The sequence below is a fragment of the Bradyrhizobium sp. BWA-3-5 genome (assembly GCF_032917985.1).
Classification (GTDB): Bacteria; Pseudomonadota; Alphaproteobacteria; order Rhizobiales; family Xanthobacteraceae; genus Bradyrhizobium.
The window spans coordinates 3,631,003-3,655,251 of the sequence record NZ_CP136626.1; the positions used below are offsets into that span (position 1 = coordinate 3,631,003).

26 protein-coding genes and 1 tRNA gene are annotated in these 24,249 nt (G+C 63.5%); 23 read left to right on the plus strand and 4 right to left on the minus strand.

Annotation, left to right across the window (positions count from 1 at the left end):
- Window positions 1–26: 26 nt before the first annotated feature.
- The gene (locus RX331_RS17530; RefSeq protein WP_317257702.1) at window positions 27–326 is read right to left on the minus strand and encodes an HU family DNA-binding protein; all 300 of its coding nucleotides are present in this window, start codon (window positions 324–326) and stop codon (window positions 27–29) included.
- 277 nt (window positions 327–603) lie between these two features.
- Between RX331_RS17530 and RX331_RS17535 the strand changes: the two genes are divergently transcribed.
- Window positions 604–680: transfer RNA gene (locus RX331_RS17535), tRNA-Asp, on the plus strand.
- Between the two features lie 96 nt (window positions 681–776).
- Here RX331_RS17535 and RX331_RS17540 read toward each other — a convergent pair.
- From RX331_RS17540 to RX331_RS17550, 3 genes are all read right to left on the minus strand, one after another.
- Window positions 777–971, minus strand: coding sequence for a hypothetical protein (locus tag RX331_RS17540; protein ID WP_317257703.1), 195 nt, complete (start codon window positions 969–971; stop codon window positions 777–779).
- Window positions 972–1,224: 253 nt separating this feature from the next.
- Window positions 1,225–2,517 carry an MFS transporter gene (locus RX331_RS17545; protein ID WP_317257704.1) on the minus strand — a complete coding sequence of 431 codons (1,293 nt, stop codon included), beginning with the start codon at window positions 2,515–2,517 and terminating at the stop codon, window positions 1,225–1,227.
- A gap of 40 nt (window positions 2,518–2,557) precedes the next feature.
- Window positions 2,558–3,748 carry an aromatic ring-hydroxylating dioxygenase subunit alpha gene (locus RX331_RS17550; RefSeq protein ID WP_317257705.1) on the minus strand — a complete coding sequence of 397 codons (1,191 nt, stop codon included), beginning with the start codon at window positions 3,746–3,748 and terminating at the stop codon, window positions 2,558–2,560.
- 188 nt (window positions 3,749–3,936) lie between these two features.
- Between RX331_RS17550 and RX331_RS17555 the strand changes: the two genes are divergently transcribed.
- The 22 genes from RX331_RS17555 to RX331_RS17660 all read left to right on the plus strand — a co-directional run bounded on the left by RX331_RS17555 (window position 3,937) and on the right by RX331_RS17660 (window position 24,000).
- Window positions 3,937–4,449, plus strand: coding sequence for a MarR family winged helix-turn-helix transcriptional regulator (locus RX331_RS17555; protein WP_317257706.1), 513 nt, complete (start codon window positions 3,937–3,939; stop codon window positions 4,447–4,449).
- A 198-nt stretch (window positions 4,450–4,647) separates the two neighbouring features.
- Window positions 4,648–5,013 carry an NADH-quinone oxidoreductase subunit A gene (locus tag RX331_RS17560; RefSeq protein WP_057849463.1) on the plus strand — a complete coding sequence of 122 codons (366 nt, stop codon included), beginning with the start codon at window positions 4,648–4,650 and terminating at the stop codon, window positions 5,011–5,013.
- Window positions 5,004–5,594 (plus strand): NADH-quinone oxidoreductase subunit B family protein, encoded by a 591-nt coding sequence (locus RX331_RS17565; protein ID WP_317257707.1) that lies wholly within the window; start codon window positions 5,004–5,006, stop codon window positions 5,592–5,594. Before RX331_RS17560 ends, RX331_RS17565 begins: the two co-directional genes overlap by 10 nt.
- 12 nt (window positions 5,595–5,606) lie before the next feature.
- On the plus strand, window positions 5,607–6,218 hold the full coding sequence (locus tag RX331_RS17570) for an NADH-quinone oxidoreductase subunit C (protein WP_317257708.1): 612 nt from the start codon (window positions 5,607–5,609) through the stop codon (window positions 6,216–6,218).
- Window positions 6,219–6,223: 5 nt separating this feature from the next.
- Complete coding sequence (locus RX331_RS17575; protein WP_317257709.1) at window positions 6,224–7,414, plus strand: NADH-quinone oxidoreductase subunit D; 1,191 nt, start codon at window positions 6,224–6,226, stop codon at window positions 7,412–7,414.
- Complete coding sequence (locus tag RX331_RS17580) at window positions 7,414–8,370, plus strand: FkbM family methyltransferase (RefSeq protein ID WP_317257710.1); 957 nt, start codon at window positions 7,414–7,416, stop codon at window positions 8,368–8,370. Before RX331_RS17575 ends, RX331_RS17580 begins: the two co-directional genes overlap by 1 nt.
- An 11-nt stretch (window positions 8,371–8,381) precedes the next feature.
- On the plus strand, window positions 8,382–8,993 hold the full coding sequence (gene nuoE / locus RX331_RS17585) for an NADH-quinone oxidoreductase subunit NuoE (RefSeq protein WP_317257711.1): 612 nt from the start codon (window positions 8,382–8,384) through the stop codon (window positions 8,991–8,993).
- The gene (locus RX331_RS17590; protein ID WP_317257712.1) at window positions 8,990–9,205 is read left to right on the plus strand and encodes a hypothetical protein; all 216 of its coding nucleotides are present in this window, start codon (window positions 8,990–8,992) and stop codon (window positions 9,203–9,205) included. Before nuoE ends, RX331_RS17590 begins: the two co-directional genes overlap by 4 nt.
- Window positions 9,206–9,226: 21 nt before the next feature.
- Window positions 9,227–10,552, plus strand: coding sequence for an NADH-quinone oxidoreductase subunit NuoF (gene nuoF, locus RX331_RS17595; RefSeq protein ID WP_317257713.1), 1,326 nt, complete (start codon window positions 9,227–9,229; stop codon window positions 10,550–10,552).
- A 5-nt stretch (window positions 10,553–10,557) separates the two neighbouring features.
- Window positions 10,558–11,046 (plus strand): hypothetical protein, encoded by a 489-nt coding sequence (locus RX331_RS17600; RefSeq protein WP_317257714.1) that lies wholly within the window; start codon window positions 10,558–10,560, stop codon window positions 11,044–11,046.
- 7 nt (window positions 11,047–11,053) lie between these two features.
- Window positions 11,054–13,129: an NADH-quinone oxidoreductase subunit NuoG gene (gene nuoG, locus RX331_RS17605; RefSeq protein ID WP_317257715.1), complete on the plus strand. Its 2,076-nt coding sequence runs from the start codon at window positions 11,054–11,056 to the stop codon at window positions 13,127–13,129.
- 10 nt (window positions 13,130–13,139) lie between these two features.
- Window positions 13,140–14,210, plus strand: coding sequence for an NADH-quinone oxidoreductase subunit NuoH (gene nuoH / locus RX331_RS17610; protein ID WP_317257716.1), 1,071 nt, complete (start codon window positions 13,140–13,142; stop codon window positions 14,208–14,210).
- A gap of 7 nt (window positions 14,211–14,217) precedes the next feature.
- Entirely contained in the window at window positions 14,218–14,712 is a 495-nt protein-coding gene (nuoI, locus tag RX331_RS17615) for an NADH-quinone oxidoreductase subunit NuoI (protein ID WP_028345787.1), read from the plus strand.
- Window positions 14,713–14,721: 9 nt separating this feature from the next.
- Complete coding sequence (locus RX331_RS17620) at window positions 14,722–15,360, plus strand: NADH-quinone oxidoreductase subunit J (protein ID WP_317257717.1); 639 nt, start codon at window positions 14,722–14,724, stop codon at window positions 15,358–15,360.
- Window positions 15,357–15,665, plus strand: coding sequence for an NADH-quinone oxidoreductase subunit NuoK (gene nuoK, locus RX331_RS17625; protein ID WP_057856672.1), 309 nt, complete (start codon window positions 15,357–15,359; stop codon window positions 15,663–15,665). The genes RX331_RS17620 and nuoK overlap by 4 nt, the downstream gene beginning before the upstream one ends.
- A 10-nt stretch (window positions 15,666–15,675) precedes the next feature.
- Window positions 15,676–17,745, plus strand: coding sequence for an NADH-quinone oxidoreductase subunit L (gene nuoL, locus RX331_RS17630; protein ID WP_317257718.1), 2,070 nt, complete (start codon window positions 15,676–15,678; stop codon window positions 17,743–17,745).
- Window positions 17,745–19,256 carry an NADH-quinone oxidoreductase subunit M gene (locus RX331_RS17635; protein WP_317257719.1) on the plus strand — a complete coding sequence of 504 codons (1,512 nt, stop codon included), beginning with the start codon at window positions 17,745–17,747 and terminating at the stop codon, window positions 19,254–19,256. The genes nuoL and RX331_RS17635 overlap by 1 nt, the downstream gene beginning before the upstream one ends.
- A gap of 11 nt (window positions 19,257–19,267) precedes the next feature.
- Window positions 19,268–20,713 (plus strand): NADH-quinone oxidoreductase subunit NuoN, encoded by a 1,446-nt coding sequence (gene nuoN / locus RX331_RS17640; RefSeq protein ID WP_317257720.1) that lies wholly within the window; start codon window positions 19,268–19,270, stop codon window positions 20,711–20,713.
- Between the two features lie 52 nt (window positions 20,714–20,765).
- Entirely contained in the window at window positions 20,766–21,575 is an 810-nt protein-coding gene (locus RX331_RS17645) for a biotin--[acetyl-CoA-carboxylase] ligase (protein WP_317257721.1), read from the plus strand.
- Window positions 21,575–23,245, plus strand: coding sequence for a ribonuclease J (locus tag RX331_RS17650; RefSeq protein ID WP_317257722.1), 1,671 nt, complete (start codon window positions 21,575–21,577; stop codon window positions 23,243–23,245). Before RX331_RS17645 ends, RX331_RS17650 begins: the two co-directional genes overlap by 1 nt.
- A gap of 68 nt (window positions 23,246–23,313) precedes the next feature.
- A complete protein-coding gene (gene mce, locus RX331_RS17655; RefSeq protein WP_317257723.1) occupies window positions 23,314–23,718 on the plus strand; it encodes a methylmalonyl-CoA epimerase in 405 nt (134 codons plus the stop codon).
- Between the two features lie 6 nt (window positions 23,719–23,724).
- Window positions 23,725–24,000, plus strand: a complete 276-nt coding sequence (locus tag RX331_RS17660; protein WP_317257724.1) for a DUF1467 family protein — start codon at window positions 23,725–23,727, stop codon at window positions 23,998–24,000.
- Window positions 24,001–24,249: the final 249 nt, after the last annotated feature.

The window sequence follows — 24,249 nt, forward strand, 5'->3', positions numbered from 1 at the left end:
GAAACAACTATTCCGCTACCAAAGCCTCAGATGGCTTCCTTGAGTTCCTTGACCGGGCGGAAGGTGACCTTCTTGCTGGCCTTGATCGGAAGCGGTTCCCCGGTGGCGGGGTTGCGGCCCATGCGGGCGGCGCGTTTGCGGACCTGGAGGATGCCGAGCCCGACGATCCTGATACGGTCGCCCTTCTTCAGATGTCCCGTGATGGTGTCGACCATGTCGGTCAGAAACGCCTCGGCGGCCTTCTTCGACAATTCATGGGGTTCGGCGAGCGCGGCGGCCAGATGCTTGAGGGTGATGGTGGCCGGAGCCGCTGCTTTCTTCGCCATGTCTGGCTTCTCCTCGTTGCCTGGAATGACTTTTGAGCGCGCCTGACGCGCCGGAAATGCCTCGCGGGTGACGGGAAACCCGGAATATCCGCGGAGGTTTCATGAAACCCCGATGATGCAGGCCTTCAACGATTCGATAAATTGCCGCCGGGGCAGTTTTGCCCCAAAACAGGCCGTTATTTGCCTCCGGCGCGGATATGCGCAACGTCCTTGACTAAGCGGAAGCGGGCCTTTATGCCCTCGGTTCTGCGCGGATCAGGATCTGATTACGGCATCCGCGGGAGTAGCTCAGTTGGTTAGAGCGCCGCCCTGTCACGGCGGAGGCCGCGGGTTCGAGTCCCGTCTCTCGCGCCATTTCTCAATGGCCTGATGCTGGTCTCCCGAAGACCGCTGCAAACAAAAAGGCCGCCCGTCAGGCGGCCGTTTTTATTCCGATCGCTTGGATATCGATTAACGAACGGTCGAGGTGCTCGAGCTGGTGACGACCACCGGCTTGCCGGCCTTCACGACCTGGGCGGTCTGCTCATAGTTCGCACCGGTCCGGGCCGAAATGCCGAAGGCGGCAACCGCAATGCCTGCCACCAGGGCGACGACCACGATCTTCAAATGGGTGGCGCGATCCGCGGAATGAATGGAGTGGTTCATAATATGCCTCCCGGACGCCTTTGACGTCCTGTGTTGGCGAGAGAAAATACGCCGCGTGTGTTTCAGGAAGGTTTCGCGGTTTCGGCAAAATGGTTTCATTCGGCCTGTTTTTGGCCGGTTTCTTGCCAAGTCGTCCGTGATGTAAGTCACATACGGATAACGTAGCCGGCGCGGATGCGGGGCAGCGGGGAGGCTAGTGCCATCAAAACAGTAATAGAAACAAGGTTGAAGCCGGGAAGGCGTGTCGTTCGTTTCAGCTCGCCCGCTCGATATCGCTCCGGATCGACCGTGCCGCCCAGATGAACAGCAGTGCGCCGACCGTGGAGGTTACTGCGGCCGACAGCAGCGAATACCGCACGGCTTGGGCACCAAAGTCGTTCTTCAAGGCGTCGTTGAGCATGCCGACCGCAAGCGGGCCGATGCCCTGGCCGAAGCCGGCGGCGGTCAGCAGCATGATCGCGGAGGCCAGCGCCCGCATGCTGGGTTTTGCGACGGTCTGGGCGATTGCAAAAATCGGGCCGAGCTGGAAGCCGACCAGGAACGAGGTCGCCGCCAGCGTCGCGACCATGATGGTGAAATCCGGCGTCAGCATGCACAGCGCAAACACCGGCCCGGCGAGGCCGGAGGTGACGGCGGGCGCCCACAGCTTCCAGCGATCGTCGCGGCGGCTGATCTGGGCGACGACGACCCCGCCGAGCAGCGTGCCGGCGATGCCGCAAAGTCCCTTGAACGTGCCGGCATAGGTGCCGATCTCGGCGCTGGAGAGATGATGCACCCGCGCCAGGAACGGCGGAATCCAGGCCGACGTCGCGTAGTTGGTGTAGGTGGTCAGGCAGAATCCGACGAGCAGGATGATAAAGGTTCGCTGCGAAGCGAGAAAGGAAAGCGTCGGCCCGATCGGCTCCGGCGCGAACGTCTCGGCCATCGCGCCGCGCTTCGGCTCGGAGACCGTCAGCCACAATATCGCGGCGAGCGCCAGGCCAGGCAGGCCGGCGACATAGAACGCCATCCGCCAGCCATAGTACTGGTTGACGTAGCCGCCGATGAAATAGCCGAGGAAGACGCCGAGATAGGTGCCGATGGCGTAGATGCCGAGCGCGCGCGGGCGTTCGTTCTTGCTGAAGAGGTCGGCGATGATCGACTGCGAGGCCGGCGTGCCGCCGGACTCCCCGATGCCGACGCCGATCCGCGCCAGCGCCAGCGTCGCGACGCTCGAGGCCATGCCGCAGAACACCGTCATCGCGCTCCAGAACGCCAACGCGATCGAGACGATGTTGCGGCGGTTGAAGCGGTCGGCGATGCGCGCGATCGGAATGCCGAGCACCGAATAGAACAGCACGAAGCCGAAGCCGGCGAGCAGGCCCATCGTGGTGTCGCTGAGCGCAAACTCCTTTTTGATCGGCTCGATCAGGACGTTGAAGATGGTGCGGTCGAGGAAGTTCAACGCATAGACGATGGTGAGCAACGACAGCACGTAATAGCGCCGGATTGACGGCCGGGCAGTGGCTTGGTTCTGCAGGGTGACCTGCGGTGCGACGTCGACCATGCTTGCCCCTGATGTCTGTTTTTCTTTGAAACGGCTGCCTTCAGGCGTCGCGGATGAAATTCCCCGCCTCGAATTCGACCGGCGGCCCATTTGAATCGAAGGAGACACCGATCGGATCGCGGCCTGCGGCGAGCGCCTGGAGCTGGTCGCTCAGCATTCTACGGATCATCAGGATGCCGCGGTCACTCTGGCCAAAATGCTCTTCCGAATGGACCGTCACCGGGCCTTGCCCGACCTGCGCCTCGTAATCCCCGGGGAATTGCTGATGCTCCCGCTCGGTCATGTCCCACCAGAACTTGCCGTTGAATTTGGAGCGCATGCGGCCGATGTCGCCTGAATTCTTGACGCGGCCGGCGACATAGATGCGGAACGAGGTGTCGTCCATCGGTAGCGTCCAGCCGATCGACTCGACGCGGGCAAATTGCGCAACACGCGGGTTCGGCACAACGCGCAGCGTGGGGAGGGCGGCTTCCGTCACGCGGTAAAAGACCTTGCCGTCGTCCTGGTGCCGGATCGAGCGCACGGTGACGCCGCGCGGCGACATCTCGAACTTCACCTGCGGCATCGAGGCCATCATGGTGGTGAATTGCGGCCCTGAGAACGAGCCGTGCAGGACCGGCACGTGATAGGGATCGACCACGTTCTCGAAATGCTGCAGCCAGTTGCAGGGAATGATCGCAGGTCCGCCGCCGCCGATCGATGAGTCATCGGCCTCGACGAACTCGCCGTCGTCCATGGTTTCCAGGCAGTCGTAGCGCGGCAGCACCGGCTTTTTCTCGGCTGGGCCGAGATAGGCGAAGATCAGGCCGTAGCGCTCCTCGAGTGGATACCAGGGCTGGCGCACCCTGTCCTTGAACAGGCCGCCCTCGGGCTCGCAGGGCTGTTCGAGGCAATGGCCCTCGGCGCCGAATTTCCAGCCGTGGTAGCAACAGCGGATACCATCGGCTTCGACCTTGCCGTAATAGAGCGTGGTGCCGCGATGGCAGCAGCGCGCGTGCAACAGGCCGGCGCGGCCGCTTCCGTCGCGAAACAGCACCAGGTCTTCGCCAAGCACGCGCACTTTTCTGGGGATATCGGTGGGGTCGGAAACGAGGCCGACCGGGTGCCAGTAACGTCGCAGCAATTCGCCCATCGGCGTGCCGCGGCCGACTGAGGTCAGCTCGGTCCGGGTGCTGGACGGCTTCATGGCGTAGCCGGTCCCGAGATCGCGATCCCGCGGCGTGATGGTCATCCGTTCCTCCCGCCACGGCGTTGGCGCCGCGGTCGTTGATCATTTTAGGCAGTGAAAGCACAATCGATGACAATGTCAACGAATTTCGATTGGGATATCCAATGGCACTATTTGGCGCTCTTATTCGCGGGGGCTCACGGGAAGCATCGGTCTTGGCACCGGGCCGCTTTGTTGGCAGAGGTTTGCAAATGAGCCGGAAGCTGGAAAAAAAGACGGCGGCTTCGCCTGCGGACGATGTCGCGGAGCTGGCGCCGATAACCGCAATGATGTCTTCGCGGCTGATGGTGCTGGCGAACGTGCTGAAGCGCGGCGCGATCCTGCGTTACAAGCGGCTGACGGGACTGTCCTCGGTGGAGTTCGGCTTGGTCGCCTCGCTCGGGCGGCGGCCGCCGATGAGCGTGATCCGGCTCGCCGAAGCGGTTGGCATGGACAAGGGGCAGATCAGCCGGGCGCTGGCGGAACTGGTCGCGCGCAAGCTGGTCGCCAAGGAGGTCAACCCGCGGGACAATCGTGAGACGCTGGTCTGCCTCACCAAGGCCGGGCTGGCCGCGCATGACGCCGTTGTGGCGGGCGCGCAGGAGCGCAACCGGCGGCTCCTGGAACAGCTCGGCAAGGATGAGGTGGCGGTGCTGCTCGACCAGATCGATCGGCTCACCGATACCGCCGCCCAGATGCTCGCTGACGAGAGGCATTTGAACTGAAATTTGGGACCATTCCGCCGGCCCTGCGTTGATCCGGAGAGGCAGGAACGCAACACTTTTTGGTGTTCTGCCGACGCATCGGGGGCAGGTCGGGGCGTCAGGGCGGCTCGTCTTGCGCCCTCTGTTGCGCTGCGCTAAGCCAAGAATAATTCCAATCCAACGAATCTGCGGTCGAAATCCGCGGGAAAAGGCACGCCGATGTCCGGCATCCTGCAGAACTATCTTCCACTTGTCGTGTTTATCGGGGTGGCGAGCCTGATCGGTCTGGCGCTCCTGATCGCCCCGTTCCTGGTCGCGTTCCAGCAGCCGGATCCGGAGAAGCTCTCCGCCTATGAATGCGGATTCAACGCATTCGACGACGCCCGTATGAAGTTCGACGTCCGCTTCTACCTGGTCGCGATCCTCTTCATCATCTTCGACCTCGAAGTGGCGTTTCTGTTCCCGTGGGCGGTCGCGTTCGGCAAGCTCGGTGCCACCGGCTTCTGGTCGATGATGGTGTTTCTGGCCGTCCTCACGGTCGGCTTTGCTTATGAGTGGAAGAAAGGCGCGCTCGAATGGGATTGAGCCAAACAATAAAAGGCTCTTCGCCTGATATCGCGCAGGCGCCGAAGGGCATTCTTGATCCCTCGACCGGCAAGCCGGTCGGGGCCAATGACCCGTTTTTCCTCGAGGTCAACCACGAGCTCTCCGACAAGGGCTTCTTCGTCGCCGCTGCCGACGACCTGATCACCTGGGCGCGCACAGGCTCGCTGATGTGGATGACGTTCGGTCTTGCCTGCTGCGCGGTCGAGATGATGCAGATGTCGATGCCGCGCTACGACGTCGAGCGCTTCGGCTTTGCGCCGCGCGCCTCGCCGCGGCAGTCCGACGTCATGATCGTCGCGGGTACCCTGACCAACAAGATGGCGCCGGCGCTGCGCAAGGTCTACGACCAGATGCCCGAGCCGCGCTACGTGATCTCGATGGGCTCGTGCGCCAATGGCGGCGGTTACTATCACTACTCCTACTCGGTCGTGCGCGGCTGCGACCGCATCGTGCCGATCGACATCTACGTGCCCGGATGCCCGCCGACAGCGGAGGCGCTGCTCTATGGCGTGCTGCTGCTGCAGAAGAAGATCCGCCGCATCGGGACCATCGAACGCTAAGGTTTTAATGTAATGGACGACGGCAAGCTCGAGGCCCTTGGGCAGACGATTGTTAGCGCGCTTGGCGGTGCGGCAACCAGCCATGCGGTCGCATTCAACCAGCTCACCATTACAGTCGATGCGGCCAAGATCGTCGAGGTGACGAAGCATCTGCGCGACGACCCGGCGCTGCGTTTCGTCAATATCACCGACGTTACCGCGGTTGACTATCCTGCCCGCGAGAAGCGCTTCGACGTCGTCTATCATTTGCTGTCGCCGACCCTGAACGAGCGCATCCGCGTCCGTGCCGAGGCCGACGAGACCACGCAGGTGCCCTCGATCATCGACGTGTTTCCCGGCGCCGACTGGTTCGAGCGCGAGGCCTACGATCTCTACGGCGTGATCTTCACCGGCCACCCCGACATGCGCCGGCTCTTGACCGATTACGGCTTCGATGGCCATCCGCTGCGCAAGGATTTTCCGCTCACCGGCTTCGTCGAGGTCCGCTACGACGATCAGGAGAAGCGAGTGCTCTACGAGCCCGTCCGCCTCAACCAGGAATTCCGCAAATTTGATTTCCTCTCGCCGTGGGAAGGCGCGGACTATCCGCTTCCCGGCGATGAGAAGGCTGAGCCGAAGGCCTGACCGCTATGAATGAACAGAATCTGCGAAACTTCACCATCAACTTCGGGCCGCAGCATCCCGCCGCGCACGGCGTGTTGCGTCTCGTGCTGGAGCTAGATGGCGAAGTCGTCGAACGCGTCGATCCGCATATTGGTTTGCTTCACCGCGGCACCGAGAAGCTGATCGAAGCGAAGACCTATCTGCAGGCAATTCCCTATTTCGACCGGCTCGATTACGTCGCGCCGATGAACCAGGAGCATGCGTTCTGCCTGGCGGCGGAAAAGCTGCTCGGCATCACGGTGCCGCGCCGCGGGCAGTTGATCCGCGTGCTCTATTGTGAGATCGGCCGCATCCTGTCGCATCTGCTCAACGTCACCACGCAGGCGATGGACGTCGGCGCGCTCACCCCGCCGCTGTGGGGTTTCGAGGAGCGCGAAAAGCTGATGCAATTTTACGAGCGCGCCTCCGGCTCGCGCATGCACGCGGCCTATTTCCGCGTCGGCGGCGTGCACCAGGATCTGCCGCAGAAGCTGATCGACGATATCGATGCCTGGTGCGAGCCGTTCCTGCAGGTCGTCACGGACCTCGACACACTGCTGACCGGCAATCGCATCTTCAAGCAGCGCAACGTCGACATCGGCGTGGTGTCGCTGAAGGAAGCCTGGGAGTGGGGTTTTTCAGGCGTGATGGTGCGCGGTTCGGGCGCCGCCTGGGATCTGCGCAAGGCGCAGCCCTATGAGTGCTACGCCGAGATGGATTTTGACATTCCAATCGGCAAGAACGGCGACTGCTACGATCGTTATTTGATCCGCATGGAAGAGATGCGCCAGTCCGTGCGCATCATGAAGCAGTGCATTGCCAAGCTGAACTCGCCTGACGGGCAGGGCCCGGTCGTGGTCGAGGACAACAAGATCGCGCCGCCGCGCCGCGGCGAGATGAAGCGCTCGATGGAAGCGCTGATCCATCACTTCAAGCTCTATACCGAAGGCGTGCACGTGCCGGCCGGCGAGGTCTACGCCGCCGTCGAGGCGCCGAAGGGCGAGTTCGGCGTCTATCTGGTTTCCGACGGCAGCAACAAGCCCTATAAGTGCAAGATCCGCGCGCCGGGCTTCGCCCATCTGCAGGCGATGCACCACATCTGCAAGGGCCATCTGCTCGCCGACGTCTCGGCCATTCTCGGCTCGCTCGACATCGTGTTCGGAGAGGTCGATCGGTGATGGCGCAGGCGCCCATCCAGTTTGACCGGGCATCGGGCGCACTCGAAGGTGCGAACGCGTGGGAGCGTTTGGCTGCCGTCGCGCTGGTGCTGGGGTCGAAGGTGGCGTCGAACTTCTCGCATCGCGGCTACAACATGTGCGCCAATCTGTTGCGCACGACGCTGCCGGAGCGCGGCATCCAGGTCAAACTCAACGATGATGCCGTGTTCGAGTTTCCCTATGGCGATGGCTATTGGAGCAAGCTGCTCAATCGCACCTTCCACTACGAGAACGAACTCGAGCTGCTGTTCGAGGATTCTGCCGACGTCGACTATACGTTGCTCGATTGCGGCGCCAATTACGGCTACTGGTCGGTCTTGGTGTCGAGCAGGCCGTTCGGCGCGCACAAGGCGATCGCGATCGAGCCGTCGGGAGAGAATTTTCCGAAGCTCGCCAATAATGCGCGCATCAACGGCAACCGCTTCGAGACGATGAAATGCGCGATCGGTGCCGCGCGCGGCACCGCGCGGCTCTCGGGCACCAAGCACGAGGCCTTCAGCATCGCCGGCGACCAGCCCGGCGGCGAGGAGGTGCCGGTGATCGCACTGGATAACCTGCTCGACGACGGCAAGATCACGCCTGGCGGCAAATACCTGATCAAGCTCGACGTCGAGGGCGTCGAGATCGAGGCCATGAAGGGTGGCGCCCGGCTGATGCAGGGCGACAGCGTCTTGCTGTGCGAGGAGCACGGCAACGATCCCAGGCATACCGTCTCGCGCTATATCCTCGACCAATCGCTGACGCTGATCGTCTACGATCCGCGCAGCCATCGCCTGGAAACCGTGACCGATCTGTCGATCCTCGATCGGATCAAGGTTTCAACCCATGTCGGCTACAACGTGTTCGGCACCGCAAGCGCTTTCTGGCTCGCCCGGATCGAAGCGCTCAATGCGAAAGCCGCGCGCCGCGTGCAATGAGAGACTGAACGATGTCGGTACGTCGCCTCGCCCCGAAGGAACAGCAGCCCGCGAGCTTTGCGTTCACGGACGAGAATCTCGCCTGGGCCAGGGCGCAGATCGCCAAATATCCGCCGGGCCGGCAGGCTTCCGCCGTGATCGCGATCCTGTGGCGCGCGCAGGAGCAGCATGAGGGGTGGGTGCCGGAAGCCGCGATTCGCGTCGTCGCCGACATGCTCGACATGCCCTATATCCGCGTGCTGGAGGTTGCGACCTTCTACACCATGTTCCAGCTCCAGCCGGTCGGCAAGAAAGCCCATGTGCAGGTCTGCGGCACCACGCCCTGCCGCCTGCGCGGCGCCGGCGACCTGATCGACGTCTGCCAGAGCCGCATTCACCATGAGCCTTTCCATCTGTCGAAAGATGGCAATTTCAGCTGGGAAGAGGTCGAGTGCCTGGGCGCCTGCGTGAATGCGCCGATGGTGCAGATATGGAAGGACACCTACGAGGACCTGACCAAGGAAACGTTTGGCAAGGTGCTGGACGGCTTTGCCTCGGGCAATCCGCCGAAGCCCGGACCGCAGGTTGACCGTCAGTTTTCGGCGCCTGCGGGCGGGCCGACGACGCTGAAGGAATCCACATGAGGCGTGACGGCACATTGCCCGTGGCCGGGCCGGGGAGGATCAGCGCAATGAAGAACTGGCGCTATATCGGCATGCACGCCGCGGCGGCGGCGGCATTCATCTTTCTGCTGCAGCGTTACGGGCTGAACAATACGCTCGAATCCAGCCTGTTGTGGGCGCTGACCTTCGGCGGATGCGCCGCGGGCCTTGCCTACGCGCAATCCAACCGTTGATCCGCTAGGAAGCTTCAAGTCATGCTCGACGACAAGGATCGCATCTTCAAGAACCTCTACGGCCTCCATGATTGGGGGCTGGAGGGTGCGCGCCGCCGCGGCGCGTGGGACGGCACGAAAGCGATCATCGACAAGGGCCGCGACTGGATCATCAACGAGATGAAGGCCTCGGGCCTGCGCGGCCGTGGCGGGGCTGGCTTTCCGACCGGCCTGAAATGGTCGTTCATGCCGAAGGAATCGACCGACGGCCGGCCGAGCTATCTCGTCGTCAACGCCGACGAGTCCGAGCCCGGCACATGCAAGGACCGCGAGATCATGCGGCACGATCCGCATCTGCTCGTGGAAGGCTGCCTGCTCGCCAGCTTCGCGATGGGCGCGCATGCCTGCTACATCTATGTCCGCGGCGAGTTCATCCGCGAGCGCGAGCGCCTGCAGGCGGCGATCGACCAGGCCTATGACGCAAAACTGGTCGGCAAGGACAACGTTAATGGCTGGCCGTTCGACATCTATGTCGCGCACGGCGCCGGCGCTTATATCTGCGGCGAGGAAACCGCGCTGCTCGAAAGTCTCGAAGGCAAGAAGGGCCAACCGCGGCTGAAGCCACCATTCCCGGCCAATGTCGGCCTCTATGGCTGCCCGACCACCGTCAACAACGTCGAGTCCATTGCTGTGGCGCCCGATATCCTGCGCCGCGGCGCGGCGTGGTTCGCCGCGATCGGCCGGCCGAACAACGTCGGCACAAAGCTGTTCTGCGTCTCCGGCCATGTCGAGCGCCCCTGCAACGTCGAAGAGGCGATGGGCCTGACGTTCCGCGAACTGATCGAGCGGCACTGCGGCGGCATCCGCGGCGGCTGGGACAATCTGAAGGCCGTGATCCCCGGCGGCTCGTCGGTGCGCATGGTGCCGGCCGAGCAGATCATCGACACGCCGATGGATTTTGATTCTTTGAGCAAGCTGCGCTCCGGCCTCGGCACCGCTGCTGTCATCGTGATGGACAAGTCGACCGACCTGATCCGGGCGATCGCGCGCATCTCCTATTTCTACAAGCATGAGAGCTGCGGCCAGTGCACGCCGTGCCGCGAAGGCACCGGGTGGATGTGGCGCGTGCTGTCGCGCATGGCCGAAGGCCGCGCCCACAAGCGCGAGATCGACATGTTGCTGGAGGTGACCAAACAGGTCGAGGGCCACACCATCTGCGCCCTCGGCGACGCCGCCGCATGGCCGATCCAGGGCCTGATCGCGCATTTCCGGCACGAGATCGAAGAGCGGATCGCCCAATATTCGCACAAGGCTGACATCGACGATATCGGCGTGCGCGATCCCGTGAACATGGTCGCGGCGGAGTGATCGCAATGTCGCAACCGAGCTTCTGGTGGCAGAGATACGGGACGCTGGCGCAGATGGCGCAGGCGGCCGTGGCGCTGCTCGGCTTTGTTGCGATCTTGATCCAGATCAACGAGATCCGCACCAACAACCGCGCCGCCAGTGCGCGTCAGGCGTTTTTGGGCTACACCGACCTGGCGTTCAAGAATCCGAAATTCGCGCAGCCGGACTACGAGAAGATCAAGGCGGCGGGCCGCGACGAGCAGGTGCAGTACGAGAGCTTCGTGACGTATCTGCTCTACGCCTGCGAGGAGGCGATCAGCGCGTTCGCCGGAAAGAGCGAGTGGCAGGCGTCCTGTGACTATGACCTGAAGCCGCATCTGCCGTTCCTGTGCGAGAAGAACGCGGCGCAGCCCGCCTATCTCACGACCTATGGCGCCGATACCCAGCGATGGATCACGACCTCGCTGAAGACCGCCAGCGTTACACCGCCAGACTGCAAGCTGGGAAAGACTTGAGACAGCAATGACCAAACTCATCATCGACGGCAAAGAGATCGATGTACCTGCGGAGTACACGCTGCTGCAGGCGTGCGAGGCCGCGGGCGCCGAAATCCCGCGCTTCTGCTACCACGAGCGGCTGTCGATCGCCGGCAATTGCCGGATGTGCCTCGTCGAGGTGAAGGGCGGCCCGAAGCCGGTCGCAAGCTGCGCCTGGGGCGTGCGCGACTGCCGCCCTGGTCCGAAGGGCGAGCCGCCGGAAATCTCCACGCGTTCGCCGATGGTCAAGAAGGCACGCGAAGGCGTGATGGAATTCCTCTTGATCAACCACCCGCTGGATTGCCCGATCTGCGACCAGGGCGGCGAGTGCGACCTGCAGGACCAGGCGATGGGCTACGGCGTCGACACCTCGCGCTTCGCCGAGAACAAGCGCGCGGTCGAGGACAAGTATCTCGGCGCGCTGGTCAAGACCTCGATGAACCGCTGCATCCAGTGCACGCGGTGCGTGCGCTTCTCCGCCGAAGTCGCCGGCGCCCCGGAAATGGGCGCGACCGGCCGTGGCGAAGACATGGAGATCACGACCTATCTGGAGCAGGCGCTGACCTCCGAGCTGCAGGGCAACCTCGTCGATATCTGCCCGGTCGGCGCGCTAACCTCGAAGCCGTACGCCTTCGCCGCGCGCCCGTGGGAGCTCGGCAAGACGCAGTCGATCGACGTGATGGATGGCGTCGGTTCGGCAATCCGCGTCGACACCCGCGGCCGCGAGGTGATGCGGATTTTGCCGCGCATCAACGAGGCTGTGAACGAGGAGTGGATTTCCGACAAGACGCGCCACATCGTCGACGGCCTGCGCACGCAGCGGCTTGACCGGCCCTATGTCCGCGAGAACGAGAAGCTTCGCCCCGCATCGTGGCAGGAGGCTTTCGCAGCCATCGCCGCCAAGCTCCGAATGACCGACGGCAAGCGGATCGGGGCGATCGCCGGCGATCTTGCCGCGGTCGAGGAGATGTTCGCGTTCAAGGATCTCCTTAGCCGATACGGCTCGACCAACCTGGCGGTGCAGGGCGGCGACGCCTTCGATCCAAAACTCGGCCGCGCCAGCTACATCTTCAACCCGACCATTGCGGGGATCGAGCAGGCCGACGCGCTCTTGATCATCGGCTCCAACCCGCGCAAGGAAGCGGCCGTCCTCAACGCGCGCATCCGCAAGCGCTGGCGCACCGGGCAGCTCAGGGTCGGCGTGGTCGGCCCCAAGGCAGACCTGACCTACGACTACGACTATCTCGGCGCGGGCACCGACACGCTGAACGATCTCGCGGGCGGCAAGCATTCCTTCACCGAGGTGCTGAAGGGCGCCAAGCACCCGATCGTGCTGGTCGGCGCCGGATCGTTGTCGCGGCATGATGGCGCCGGTGTGCTGGCGCTGGCGGCCAAGATCGCGGCCGGTGTCGGCGCGCTAAAGGACGGCTGGAACGGCTTTGCCGTGCTGCAGGACACCGCCTCGCGCGCGGGCGCGCTCGATATCGGCTTTGCCGCCGATAAGGGCGGGCTCAACCTCGCGCAGATGACGACCTTCGGCACGCTCGACGTGCTGTTCCTGCTCGGCGCCGACGAGGTGAAGGTGCCGGAGGGCACGTTCGTGGTCTATATCGGCACGCATGGCGACCGCGGCGCGCACCGCGCCGACGTCATCCTGCCGGGCGGGGCCTATACGGAAAAATCCGGCCTCTACGTCAACACCGAGGGCAGGGTGCAGATCGCCGCCCGCGCGGCGTTCCCGCCGGGCGAGGCGCGTGAGGACTGGGCGATCGCCCGTGCGCTGTCGGACGTGCTCGGCAAGAAGCTGCCTTACGATTCGCTACAGGCATTGCGCCAGGCGCTATTCAAGGCGGTACCGCATCTGATGCGGATCGACCAGATCGAGCCGGGCACGGCCGAGCAGGTCAAGGCGGTGGCGGGCAAGGACGGCAAGGTCGACAAGAGCCCGCTGAAATCGCCCGTCGAGGATTTTTACCTGACCAACCCGATCGCACGGGCATCAGCGGTGATGGCGGAATGTTCCCGGCTGGCGGCCGGACGAATGCTGACGGCAGCGGAGTGAGCGTGATCTGATGGCTGAATTCTTCGCAAGCTCGTTCTGGACCGGCTTTCTTTGGCCGCTGATCGTCATGGTCGCGCAGAGCCTGTTGCTGCTCGTCGTGCTCCTGATCGCAATCGCCTACATCCTGCTTGCCGACCGCAAGATCTGGGCGGCGGTGCAGATCCGCCGCGGCCCCAACGTGGTCGGGCCGTGGGGCCTCTTACAGTCCTTCGCAGACCTTCTGAAGTTCGTCTTGAAGGAGCCGGTCATTCCGTCCGGCTCCAACAAGGGCGTGTTCCTGCTGGCGCCCTTGGTGTCCTGTATCCTGGCGCTGGCCGCCTGGGCCGTGATCCCGATGGATCTCGGCTGGGTGATATCAGACATCAATGTCGGCATCCTCTACATCTTCGCGATCTCGTCGCTGTCGATCTACGGCATCATCATGGCCGGCTGGTCGTCGAACTCGAAGTATCCGTTCCTCGCCGCGCTGCGCTCGGCGGCGCAGATGGTGTCCTACGAAGTCTCGATCGGCTTCGTCATCATCACCGTCTTGCTGTGCGCCGGCTCGCTCAACCTTTCGGCGGTGGTGGAGGCGCAGAATGCCCGCGGCTTCGCCAGCCTGATCGGGCTGCCGCAGCTCACCATCCTGAACTGGTATGTGTGGCCGCTGTTTCCGATGTTCGTGGTGTTCTACGTCTCGGCGCTGGCAGAGACCAACCGTCCGCCGTTCGACCTGGTGGAAGCGGAATCCGAACTGGTCGCCGGCTTCATGGTCGAATACGGCTCCACGCCGTATCTGCTGTTCATGCTCGGCGAATATGTCGCGATCACCACGATGTGCGCGATGGCGACGATCCTGTTCCTCGGCGGCTGGCTGCCGCCGGTCGCGCTGCCGCCCTTCACCTGGATCCCGGGCGTCGTGTGGTTCGCGCTGAAACTGTTCTTCATGTTCTTCCTGTTCGCGATGGCGAAGGCGATCGTGCCGCGCTACCGCTACGATCAACTGATGCGGCTCGGCTGGAAGGTGTTTTTGCCGCTGTCGCTGGCGATGGTGGTGATTGTGGCCGGGGTGCTGCAGTTCGCCGGCATTGCGCCGAAGTGAGGCCGTCATGAGTGTCAACGTCAACGCAACCGCCCGCGCGCTTCTGCTATCCGAATTCGTATCGGCGTTCTTTCTCGCCATGCGTTATTTCTTCAAGCCGAAGCCGACCATCAACTATCCCTTTGAGAAGAACCCGATTTCGCCGCGCTTCCGCGGCGAGCACGCGTTGCGCCGCTATCCGAACGGCGAGGAGCGCTGCATCGCCTGCAAGCTGTGCGAGGCGATCTGCCCGGCGCAGGCGATCACGATCGAGGCCGGTCCGCGCCGCAACGATGGCACCCGCCGCACCGTGCGTTACGATATCGACATGGTGAAATGCATCTATTGCGGCCTGTGCCAGGAAGCCTGCCCGGTCGATGCCATCGTCGAAGGTCCGAATTTCGAATTCGCGACCGAGACCCGCGAGGAGCTCTACTATGACAAGGCCAAGCTGCTCGCCAATGGCGACCGCTGGGAGCGCGAGATTGCGAAAGCAATCGAGCTTGACGCGCCGTACCGGTGAGGTGAGGGCATGATCCTTCCCGCGCTGTTCTTCTATCTCTTCGCCGGTGTCTGCGTGGCCTCGGCGGTGATGGTGATTGTCTCGCGCAATCCGGTGCACTCCGTGCTGTATCTGATCCTGGCCTTCGTCAATGCCTCCGGCCTGTTCGTGCTGATGGGCGCCGAATTCCTCGGCATGATGCTGATCGTGGTCTATGTCGGCGCGGTCGCCGTGCTGTTCCTGTTCGTCATCATGATGCTCGACGTCGACTTCATCGAGCTGCGCGAGGGCTTCATCGAATATCTGCCTATCGGCCTCGTGATCGGCGGCATCTTCCTGGCCGAACTGCTGCTGGTCGCCGGCGGCTGGGTGATGAATCCGGCTACCGCCAAGCAGATCACGGCGGCAATCCCGGCCAATGTCAGCAACACCGAGGCGCTCGGCCTCGTGCTCTATACGAAGTACATCCATTACTTCCAGATCGCGGGCATGGTGCTCCTGGTTGCCATGATCGGCGCCATCGTGCTGACGCTGCGCCACAAGACGAAGGTCAAGCGGCAGGACATCAACGTGCAGAACGCGCGCACGCCTGATATCGCGATGGCCATCCGCAAGGTGGCGTCGGGGCAGGGGCTGCAGGATTCGGACGCGGCGGAGTGGGTGAAATGACGATTGGTCTGGGGCACTATCTCGCGGTCGCCGCCATCCTGTTCACAACCGGGATCCTCGGCATCTTCTTGAACCGCAAGAACATCATCGTCATCCTGATGTCGATCGAGCTGATCCTGCTCGCCGTCAACATCAACCTCGTCGCGTTCTCGACTTTCCTCGGCGACATTGTCGGCCAGGTGTTCGCGCTGCTGGTGCTGACGGTCGCCGCCGCCGAGGCCGCGATCGGCCTTGCAGTGCTGGTCGTGTATTTCCGCAACCGCGGTTCGATCGCGGTTGAAGACGTCAATCTGATGAAGGGCTAAGGGCGCCACCATGGTTCAGGCAATCGTCTTTCTGCCGCTGCTGGGCGCCATCCTGGCCGGCCTGATCGCGTTGTTCGGGGCGCATGCGCGCAACCCGAGTGGCGATGAGGTCGAGCATCACGATCATGGGCATGGCGATCACGCGCATGCGGCCGCCGCCCATGACCATGGCGATGACGATCACGGCCACGACGACCGTCACGTCTCCGAGCCGCCGGCGCAAGGCTCGCGCGCGGCCGAGCTGATCACCACAGGCCTGCTGTTCGTCTCTGCGGCGCTGTCCTGGGTGGTGCTGGTCAATGTCGGCTTCATGCACCAGGACGCGCGGATTGCGCTGTTCCCCTGGATCAATTCCGGTGACCTGCAGGTGTCCTGGGCGCTGCGCGTCGACACGCTGACCGCGGTGATGCTGGTGGTGGTCAACACCGTCTCCTCGCTCGTGCACCTCTATTCCATCGGCTACATGGACGAGGACCCGTACCGGCCGCGCTTCTTCGGCTATCTCTCGCTGTTCACCTTTGCGATGCTGATGCTGGTGACCGCGGACAATCTGGTCCAGCTGTTCTTCGGCTGGGAGGGCGTCGGTCTCGCCAGTTATCTGTTGATCGGCTTCTGGTACCAGAAGCCGTCGGCGAACGCGGCGGCGATCAAGGCGTTCGTGGTCAACCGCGTCGGCGACTTCGGCTTTGCGCTCGGCATCTTCGCCGTGTTCATGCTGCTCAATACCACCGATTTCGAGACGATCTTCGCCGGCGCCCAGGGGCTATCAGGCAAGACCATCAACTTCTTCGGCTGGCACGCCGATGCACTGACGCTGATCTGCCTGCTGCTGTTCATGGGCGCGATGGGCAAATCGGCCCAGTTCCTGCTGCACACCTGGTTGCCGGACGCGATGGAAGGCCCGACGCCGGTCTCGGCGCTGATCCACGCCGCGACCATGGTGACCGCGGGCGTGTTCATGGTGGCGCGGCTGTCGCCGCTGTTCGAACTCGCTCCGAACGCGCAGGCCGTCGTGATGTTCTTCGGCGCTACCACCGCGTTCTTTGCCGCCACCGTCGGCCTCGTGCAGAACGACATCAAGCGCATCGTCGCCTATTCGACCTGTTCGCAGCTCGGCTACATGTTCGTAGCGATGGGAGCAGGGGCCTATTCGGTCGGCATGTTCCACCTGTTCACGCATGCCTTCTTCAAGGCGCTGCTCTTCTTGGGCTCCGGCTCGGTGATCTACGCGATGCATCACGAGCAGGACATCCGCAACATGGGTGGCCTGTGGCGCAAGATTCCCTATACCTACAGCGTGATGCTGATCGGCACGTTGGCGCTGACCGGCTTCCCGCTCACCGCCGGCTACTTCTCCAAGGACGCGATCATCGAGTCCGCCTATGTCGCACACAATCCGTTTGCCTATTACGGCTTCGTGATGACCGTGATCGCAGCCGGCCTGACGTCGTTCTATTCGTGGCGCCTGATCTTCAAGACGTTCCACGGCGAGCCGCATGACCATCACCACTATGAGGCGGCCCATGAAGCGCCGATGTGGATGCTGGTTCCGATCGGCATTCTCGCCGCCGGCTCGATCCTGGCGGGCTTCCCGTTCAAGGAAGTGTTTGCGGGCCATGGCGTGGAGGAGTTCTTCCGCGAGTCGCTGAAGATGCACCCGCACATCATCGACGAGATGCACCACATCTCGCCGGTGGTCGCCTTCCTGCCGACAGCGATGATGGCCGTGGGCTTCCTGGTGTCATTGCTGTTCTACATCCGCCGGCCCTACATCCCCGTCCAGCTCGCCCGCGAGCACCAGATGCTCTACCAGTTCCTGCTCAACAAATGGTACTTCGACGAGCTCTATGATCTCATCTTCGTCCGTCCGGCGAAGTGGATCGGGTACCAGCTCTGGAAGAAGGGCGACGGCTTCGTCATCGACGGCTTCGGGCCGGACGGCGTCTCGGCGCGCGTGCTCGACGTCACCCGCAACGTGGTGAAGATCCAGACCGGTTATCTCTATCACTATGCCTTCGCGATGCTGATCGGTGTCGCCGGGCTGATCACCTGGTTCATGTTCGGCTTGGGGGCCCAGTAATGACGACGTGGCCGATACTTTCCGTCGTTACCTTCCTGCCGGTCATCGGCGCGCTGGCGATCTATATCACCCGCGGCGACGACGAGGCGGCGCGGCGCAATGCGCGCTGGATCGCGCTGTGGACCACGCTGATCACCTTCGCGGTGTCGCTGATCCTGGTCTGGCGTTTCGACCCGTCGAGCGCCGACTTCCAGTTCGTCGAGAAGGCGAGCTGGCTTGCCAGTGGCATCACCTATCACATGGGTGTCGACGGCATCTCGCTGCCGTTCGTGATCCTGACCACCGCCTTGATGCCGTTCTGCATCATCGCGAGCTGGAAGTCCGTCACGGTGCGCGTGCGCGAATACATGATGGCGTTCCTGCTCCTGGAAACGCTGATGGTCGGCACGTTCTCGGCGCTTGATCTCGTGCTGTTCTACCTGTTCTTCGAAGGCGGCCTGATCCCGATGTTCCTGATCATCGGCGTCTGGGGCGGCCCGCGCCGGGTCTATGCGTCGTTCAAGTTCTTCCTCTACACGCTGCTCGGCTCGGTGCTGATGCTGCTCGCGATCATGGCGCTGTACTGGAATGCCGGCACCACCGACATCCCGACGCTGATGACCACTGCCGTGCCACGCTCCCTGCAGACCTGGGCATGGCTGGCGTTCTTTGCCTCGTTTGCGGTGAAGATGCCGATGTGGCCGGTGCACACTTGGCTGCCGGACGCCCACGTCGAGGCGCCGACTGCGGGCTCGGTGATCCTGGCCGCGATCCTCCTGAAGATGGGCGGCTACGGCTTCCTGCGCTTCTCGCTGCCGATGTTTCCGCTGGCGTCGCATGACTTCGCGCCGCTGATCTTCTCGCTGTCGGTCATCGCCATCGTCTACACCTCGCTGGTGGCCTTGATGCAGGAAGACATCAAGAAGCTGATCGCCTATTCGTCGGTCGCCCATATGGGCTTCGTCACCATGGGCATCTTCGCTGGTAGCACGCAGGGCGTCGCCGGCGGCGTGTTCCAGATGGTGTCGCACGGCATCGTCTCCGGCGCACTGTTCCTCTGCGTCGGCATCGTCTACGACCGCATGCATACCCGCGAGATCGCGGCCTATGGCGGCCTGGTCAACCGGATGCCGCTCTATGCGATGGTGTTCATGGTCTTCACCATGGCCAATGTCGGTCTGCCCGGCACCTCCGGCTTCGTCGGTGAATTCATGACGCTGCTCGGCACCTTCAAGGTGTCGATCCCGACGGCGACCTTCGCCACGCTGGGCGTGATTCTGTCAGCGGCTTACGCGCTGTGGCTCTACCGCAAGGTGGTGTTCGGCGCGCTGACAAAACCGTCGCTCGCCAGCATCAAGGACCTGACACCTCGCGAATGCCTGACGTTGATGCCGCTGGTGGCGCTGACCATCCTGTTCGGCGTCTATCCGAAGCCGGTGCTCGACATGTCGGCGGCCTCGGTCCAGCAACTCGTCAACAACTATAATGCCGCCGTGACTGCCGTGAAGGCAGCCGCGCTGGTCGTCCAATAAGGCCCGTCGCTATGAGCTTTTCCAGTGCAGGATATCAGTTGCTGCCGGTGCTGCCGGAGATGGTGCTGGCCGTCGGCGCCATGGCGCTGTTGATGCTGGGCGCCTATCGCGGCGAGGGCACGACCCGGATCGTCTCCAGCCTTGCGGTGGTGCTGCTCGTCGTCACGGGCCTGATGGAGCTGATGCTGCCGGCCGGCAAGCTGACGACCTTCGGCGGCAGCTTCATCGTCGACGATTTTGCCCGCTTCCTGAAGATTCTCGCGATCATCGGCTCGGCGGCGACGCTGATCCTCTCCGTGGAATTCCTCTCCAATCCGTCGAGCCGGACTTTCGAATATTCGATCCTGGTGCTGCTCTCGACGCTCGGCATGATGGTGCTGATCTCGGCCGGCGACCTGATCATGCTCTATCTCGGGCTCGAGCTGATGTCGCTTGCGCTCTACGTCGTCGCCGCCTCCAACCGCGACAACGCCAAGTCCACCGAGGCCGGCCTGAAGTATTTCGTGCTCGGCGCGCTGTCCTCCGGCATGCTGCTGTACGGGGCCTCGCTGGTCTACGGCTTCACCGGCACGGTCGATTTCGCCGGCATCGCAGCGGCCGTGAAGACCGGCAGCGTCGGCATCGTGTTCGGCCTCGTCTTCCTGCTGGCCGGGCTCTGCTTCAAGGTGTCGGCCGTGCCGTTCCATATGTGGACGCCGGACGTCTATGAAGGCGCGCCGACGCCGGTCACCGCATTCTTTGCCTCCGCGCCGAAGGTCGCGGCTCTTGCGGTGTTCACCCGCGTGACGTTGACCGCGTTCCCGGGCATCGTGCCGCAATGGCAGCAGATCCTGGTGTTCGTCGCGATCGCCTCGATGGCGCTGGGCTCATTCGCCGCCATCGGGCAGAAGAACATTAAGCGCCTGATGGCCTATTCCTCGATCGGTCATATGGGCTTTGCGCTGGTCGGCCTTGCCTCCGGCACAGTGGAGGGGGCGCAGGGCGTGCTGGTCTACATCGCGATCTATGTCGCGATGACGCTCGGCTCGTTCGCCGTGATCCTCGCCATGAAGCGGAGCGGCCAGCCGATGGAGGAGATCAGCGACTTCGCAGGTCTGTCGCGCACCAATCCGATGCTGGCCTTCTTCTTCGCCATGCTGCTGTTCTCGCTGGCCGGCATCCCGCCGCTCGCGGGCTTCTTCGCCAAATGGTATGTGTTCGTCGCCGCGATCAAGGCGGGCCTGTTCACGCTCGCGGTGATCGGCGTGCTGACCAGCGTCGTGGGCGCGTTCTACTATCTCACTATCGTCAAGGTGATGTATTTCGACGAGCCGGCCGGCCAGATCGAGCCGATGCGCATCGAGCTGCGCACGGTGCTGGCGGTCGCGGGCATCTTCAACATCTTCTTCTTCGTCTATCCGGGGCCGCTGGTCAGCGTCGCCACGGCGGCGGCGAAGTCGCTCTTTTTAGGCGCATGATCTGCGAAAACCGACATTCGGCTTCGCACCGGATCATGCGCAGAAACCGGAAATGACTTTCTCGCTCGGTCCCAAAGCCACATCGGCGGGCTATCGTCTCGCCGCCTTCGATAAGATCGGTTCCACCAATACCGAAGCCATGGCGCGCGCCCGCGAGGGCGAGCGCGGGCCGATATGGTTCGTCACGGCGGAACAGACCTCGGGGCGGGGCCGCCGGCAGCGGGCGTGGGTCGCGTCGCGTGGCAACCTCGCCAGCAGCGTGCTGGAGGTCATGGATGTTACTCCGGCCGTCGCGGCGACCATGGGCTTTGCCTTCGGCCTGGCGCACGCGGCAGCGCTGCAACGCGTCAGCGTGGAAGCCAACCTGCGGCTCGCCGGATCGGATCAACTGAATTATCTCTTGAAATGGCCGAACGACGTTCTGGTCCGCGGGCAAAAGCTGTGCGGCCTTCTGGTGGAGGCCGAGGCCATGGCTGACGGCCTCGCCGTCGTGGCAGGGATCGGCACCAACATCGTCGCGGCGCCCGAGGGGACGCCGACGCCTGCAATCTCGCTCAATGCGCTTGGGGTGCATGTCAGCGCGGAGGAGCTGTTTGCCGCGCTGTCGGACGCCTGGGTCGAGTTCCGCGGCATCTGGGACAAGGGCCGCGGCTTCGGTGAAATCCGCAAAGCCTGGCTGGAAAGCGCCTTCGGCGTCGGTGAGCCGGTCGCGATCAAGACCGGAACCGCAACGGTGGAAGGCACGTTCGATACGATCGATGAAACCGGCTGCCTGATCGTCCGCACCGCGGAGGGCAGGCGCATGCCGATCACGGCCGGCGAAGTCTATTTCGGCACCGCGGCGTCTGTGGGAGCGGCCTGATGGCGCGGCCGGATGAACTAACATTTGCCCCGCTTGGCGGCGTCGGCGAGATCGGCATGAACCTGTCGATCTATGGCCTCGGCAACCGCCACCAGCGCTCCTGGCTGGCGGTCGATCTCGGTGTCTCCTTCGGCGACGAGGAGCATCTGCCGGGCATCGACCTGATCATGCCCGACATCGGTTTCCTGGAAAAGGAACGCGACAACCTGATGGGCCTGGTGCTGACGCACGCCCATGAGGATCATTTCGGCGCCATCATCGACCTCTGGCCGAAGCTGCAGTGCAAGGTCTACGCGACCAAGTTCAGCGCCGCCCTGTTCGAGGCCAAATGCGCCGCCGAGCGCAATCCGCCCAAAATTCCGGTCACGGTGGTGCCCTCAGGCGGCCGGATCAATCTCGGCCCCTTCACCGTCGAATTCATCCCGGTCGCGCACTCGATCCCGGAATCGCATGCGCTGGCGATCCACACCTCCGCCGGCACCGTGCTGCATACCGGCGACTGGAAGATCGATCCAACACCGCTAATCGGACTTCCGACCGACGAGCGGCGCTTGCGCGAGCTCGGCGACGAGGGCGTGCTGGCGCTGGTCGGCGATTCCACCAATGCGGTGCGAGACGGGCGCTCGCCCTCGGAGACCGAGGTCGCCGCCACCATCAAGAAGCTGGTTGGCGCCGCCAAGGGCCGCGTCGCCGTCACCACCTTTGCCTCGAATGTCGCGCGGGTGAAGGCGGTGGCGGATGCCGCCCGGGACGCCGGCCGCGAGGTGGTCGTGGTCGGTCGCGCCATGGAGCGCGTGGTGCAGGTCGCCCGCGAAACCGGCTATCTCGACGGCGTGCAGAATTTCCGCGGCGCCGACTATTACGGCCACTTCCCGCCGGACAAGGTGCTGGCGCTGTGCACGGGGAGCCAGGGCGAGCCGCGCGCGGCGCTGGCGCGCATTGCCAACGACGACCATCCGCAGGTGACGCTGAACAAGGGCGACAGCGTGATCTTTTCGTCGCGCACCATCCCCGGCAATGAGAAGGCGGTCGGCGCCATCATCAACGGGCTGGTGGCGCAGGGCATCGAGGTCATCACCGACCGTACCGATCTCGTCCATGTCTCCGGCCATCCGCGCCGCGACGAATTGCGCGACATGATCTCCTGGGTGCGGCCGCAGCTCCTGATCCCCGTCCATGGCGAGGCGCTGCATCTATCGGAGCACGCCAAGCTGGCGCGCGCGGCCGGCGTGCCTAAAGTGCTGACCTGCCGCAACGGCGATCTGGTCAAGCTCGGGCCCGGCGAGCCCGGCATCATCGACGAATTGCCGTCGGGACGGCTCTACAAGGACGGCGCCATCCTGGAGGATTCAAGATCCCGCGCCGTGGTCGAGCGGCGGCGGATGGGATTTGCCGGCTGCGCCTTCGTCGCCATCGCCATGACCGACAAGGGCGAGCTCGCCGACGATCCTGAGGTCGATCTGGTCGGCATCCCCGAGAAGAACGCGGCCGGCGAGATCATCGACGAGATCGTGTTCGACACGGTGGTCTCGACGGTGGAGAGTCTGCCGCGGCCGCGGCGGCGCGACCCGGATGCGACATCGGAATCGGTGCGCCGCGCGGTGCGGGCTGTGATCAACGAGCACTGGGGCAAGAAGCCGATTTGCCTCGTTCATGTTCTGGTGGTTTGAGGTAATAAGAGGGTTCAGGCGGGCACTGGTCGTAGGCCGGGAAACGCGAAGGCAGGGAGTGGAGTGTCATGCTGGGCCGGCTCAATCACGTCGCGATCGCCGTCAAGGATGCGGAAAAGGCCGCCAAGATTTATGGCAGCGCGTTCGGCGCCGAAATCTCTGGCGCGGTGCCGCTGCCGGAGCATGGCGTCATCACGGTGTTCGTGACGCTGCCCAACACCAAGATCGAGTTCATCCAGCCGCTCGGCGATGCCTCCCCGATCGCCAATTTCGTCGAGCGCAATGCCGACGGCGGTATCCATCATATCTGCTACGACGTGCCCGATATCATCGCCGCGCGCGACAAGCTGATCAGCGAGGGCGCGCGCGTGCTCGGTGGCGGCGAGCCGAAGATCGGCGCGCATGGCAAGCCGGTGCTGTTTTTCCATCCGAAGGATTTTTCCGGCGCGCTCGTCGAAATCGAACAGGCTTGAACTTAGATGGCCTATAGCCTCTCTACGGCGCTTGCGATCTACTTCGTGGTCTGGTGGCTTGTGCTGTTCCTCACGCTGCCGTTCGGCGTCCGCAGCCAGCACGAGGACGGCGAGGGGGCGCCTGGCACCGATCCCGGCGCGCCGGTGATGGCACGAATGGGCTGGAAGCTGCTCTGGACCACGATCATTTCGGCCGTGCTGTTCGGCATCGGGATGTGGGCCTATCACCAAGGCTATCTGAACATCGAGCGGCTGTCGAAGCTGATGGGGCTGCCGTTCTGAACCGACGCAATTGCATTCCGATCAGCTATGTCCCCCAAAACGAGGTGGTGGCACGGCGGCCGGGCGGCATCTTCGTCAAGCCGTGAATCGCCGAAACCCGAAACCTATGTCGCTTTTCTCGCAACCCCTGGGTCGGGTGGTGCAGCATATCGCGAAGGGCCAGCGGCGGAATCGCACTTTCATTAGACTAGTATTCTCGCACGAGCAGCGAGAAGTTCTCTTGGGCTGAAGTCGATGGGGTAGCTGGGT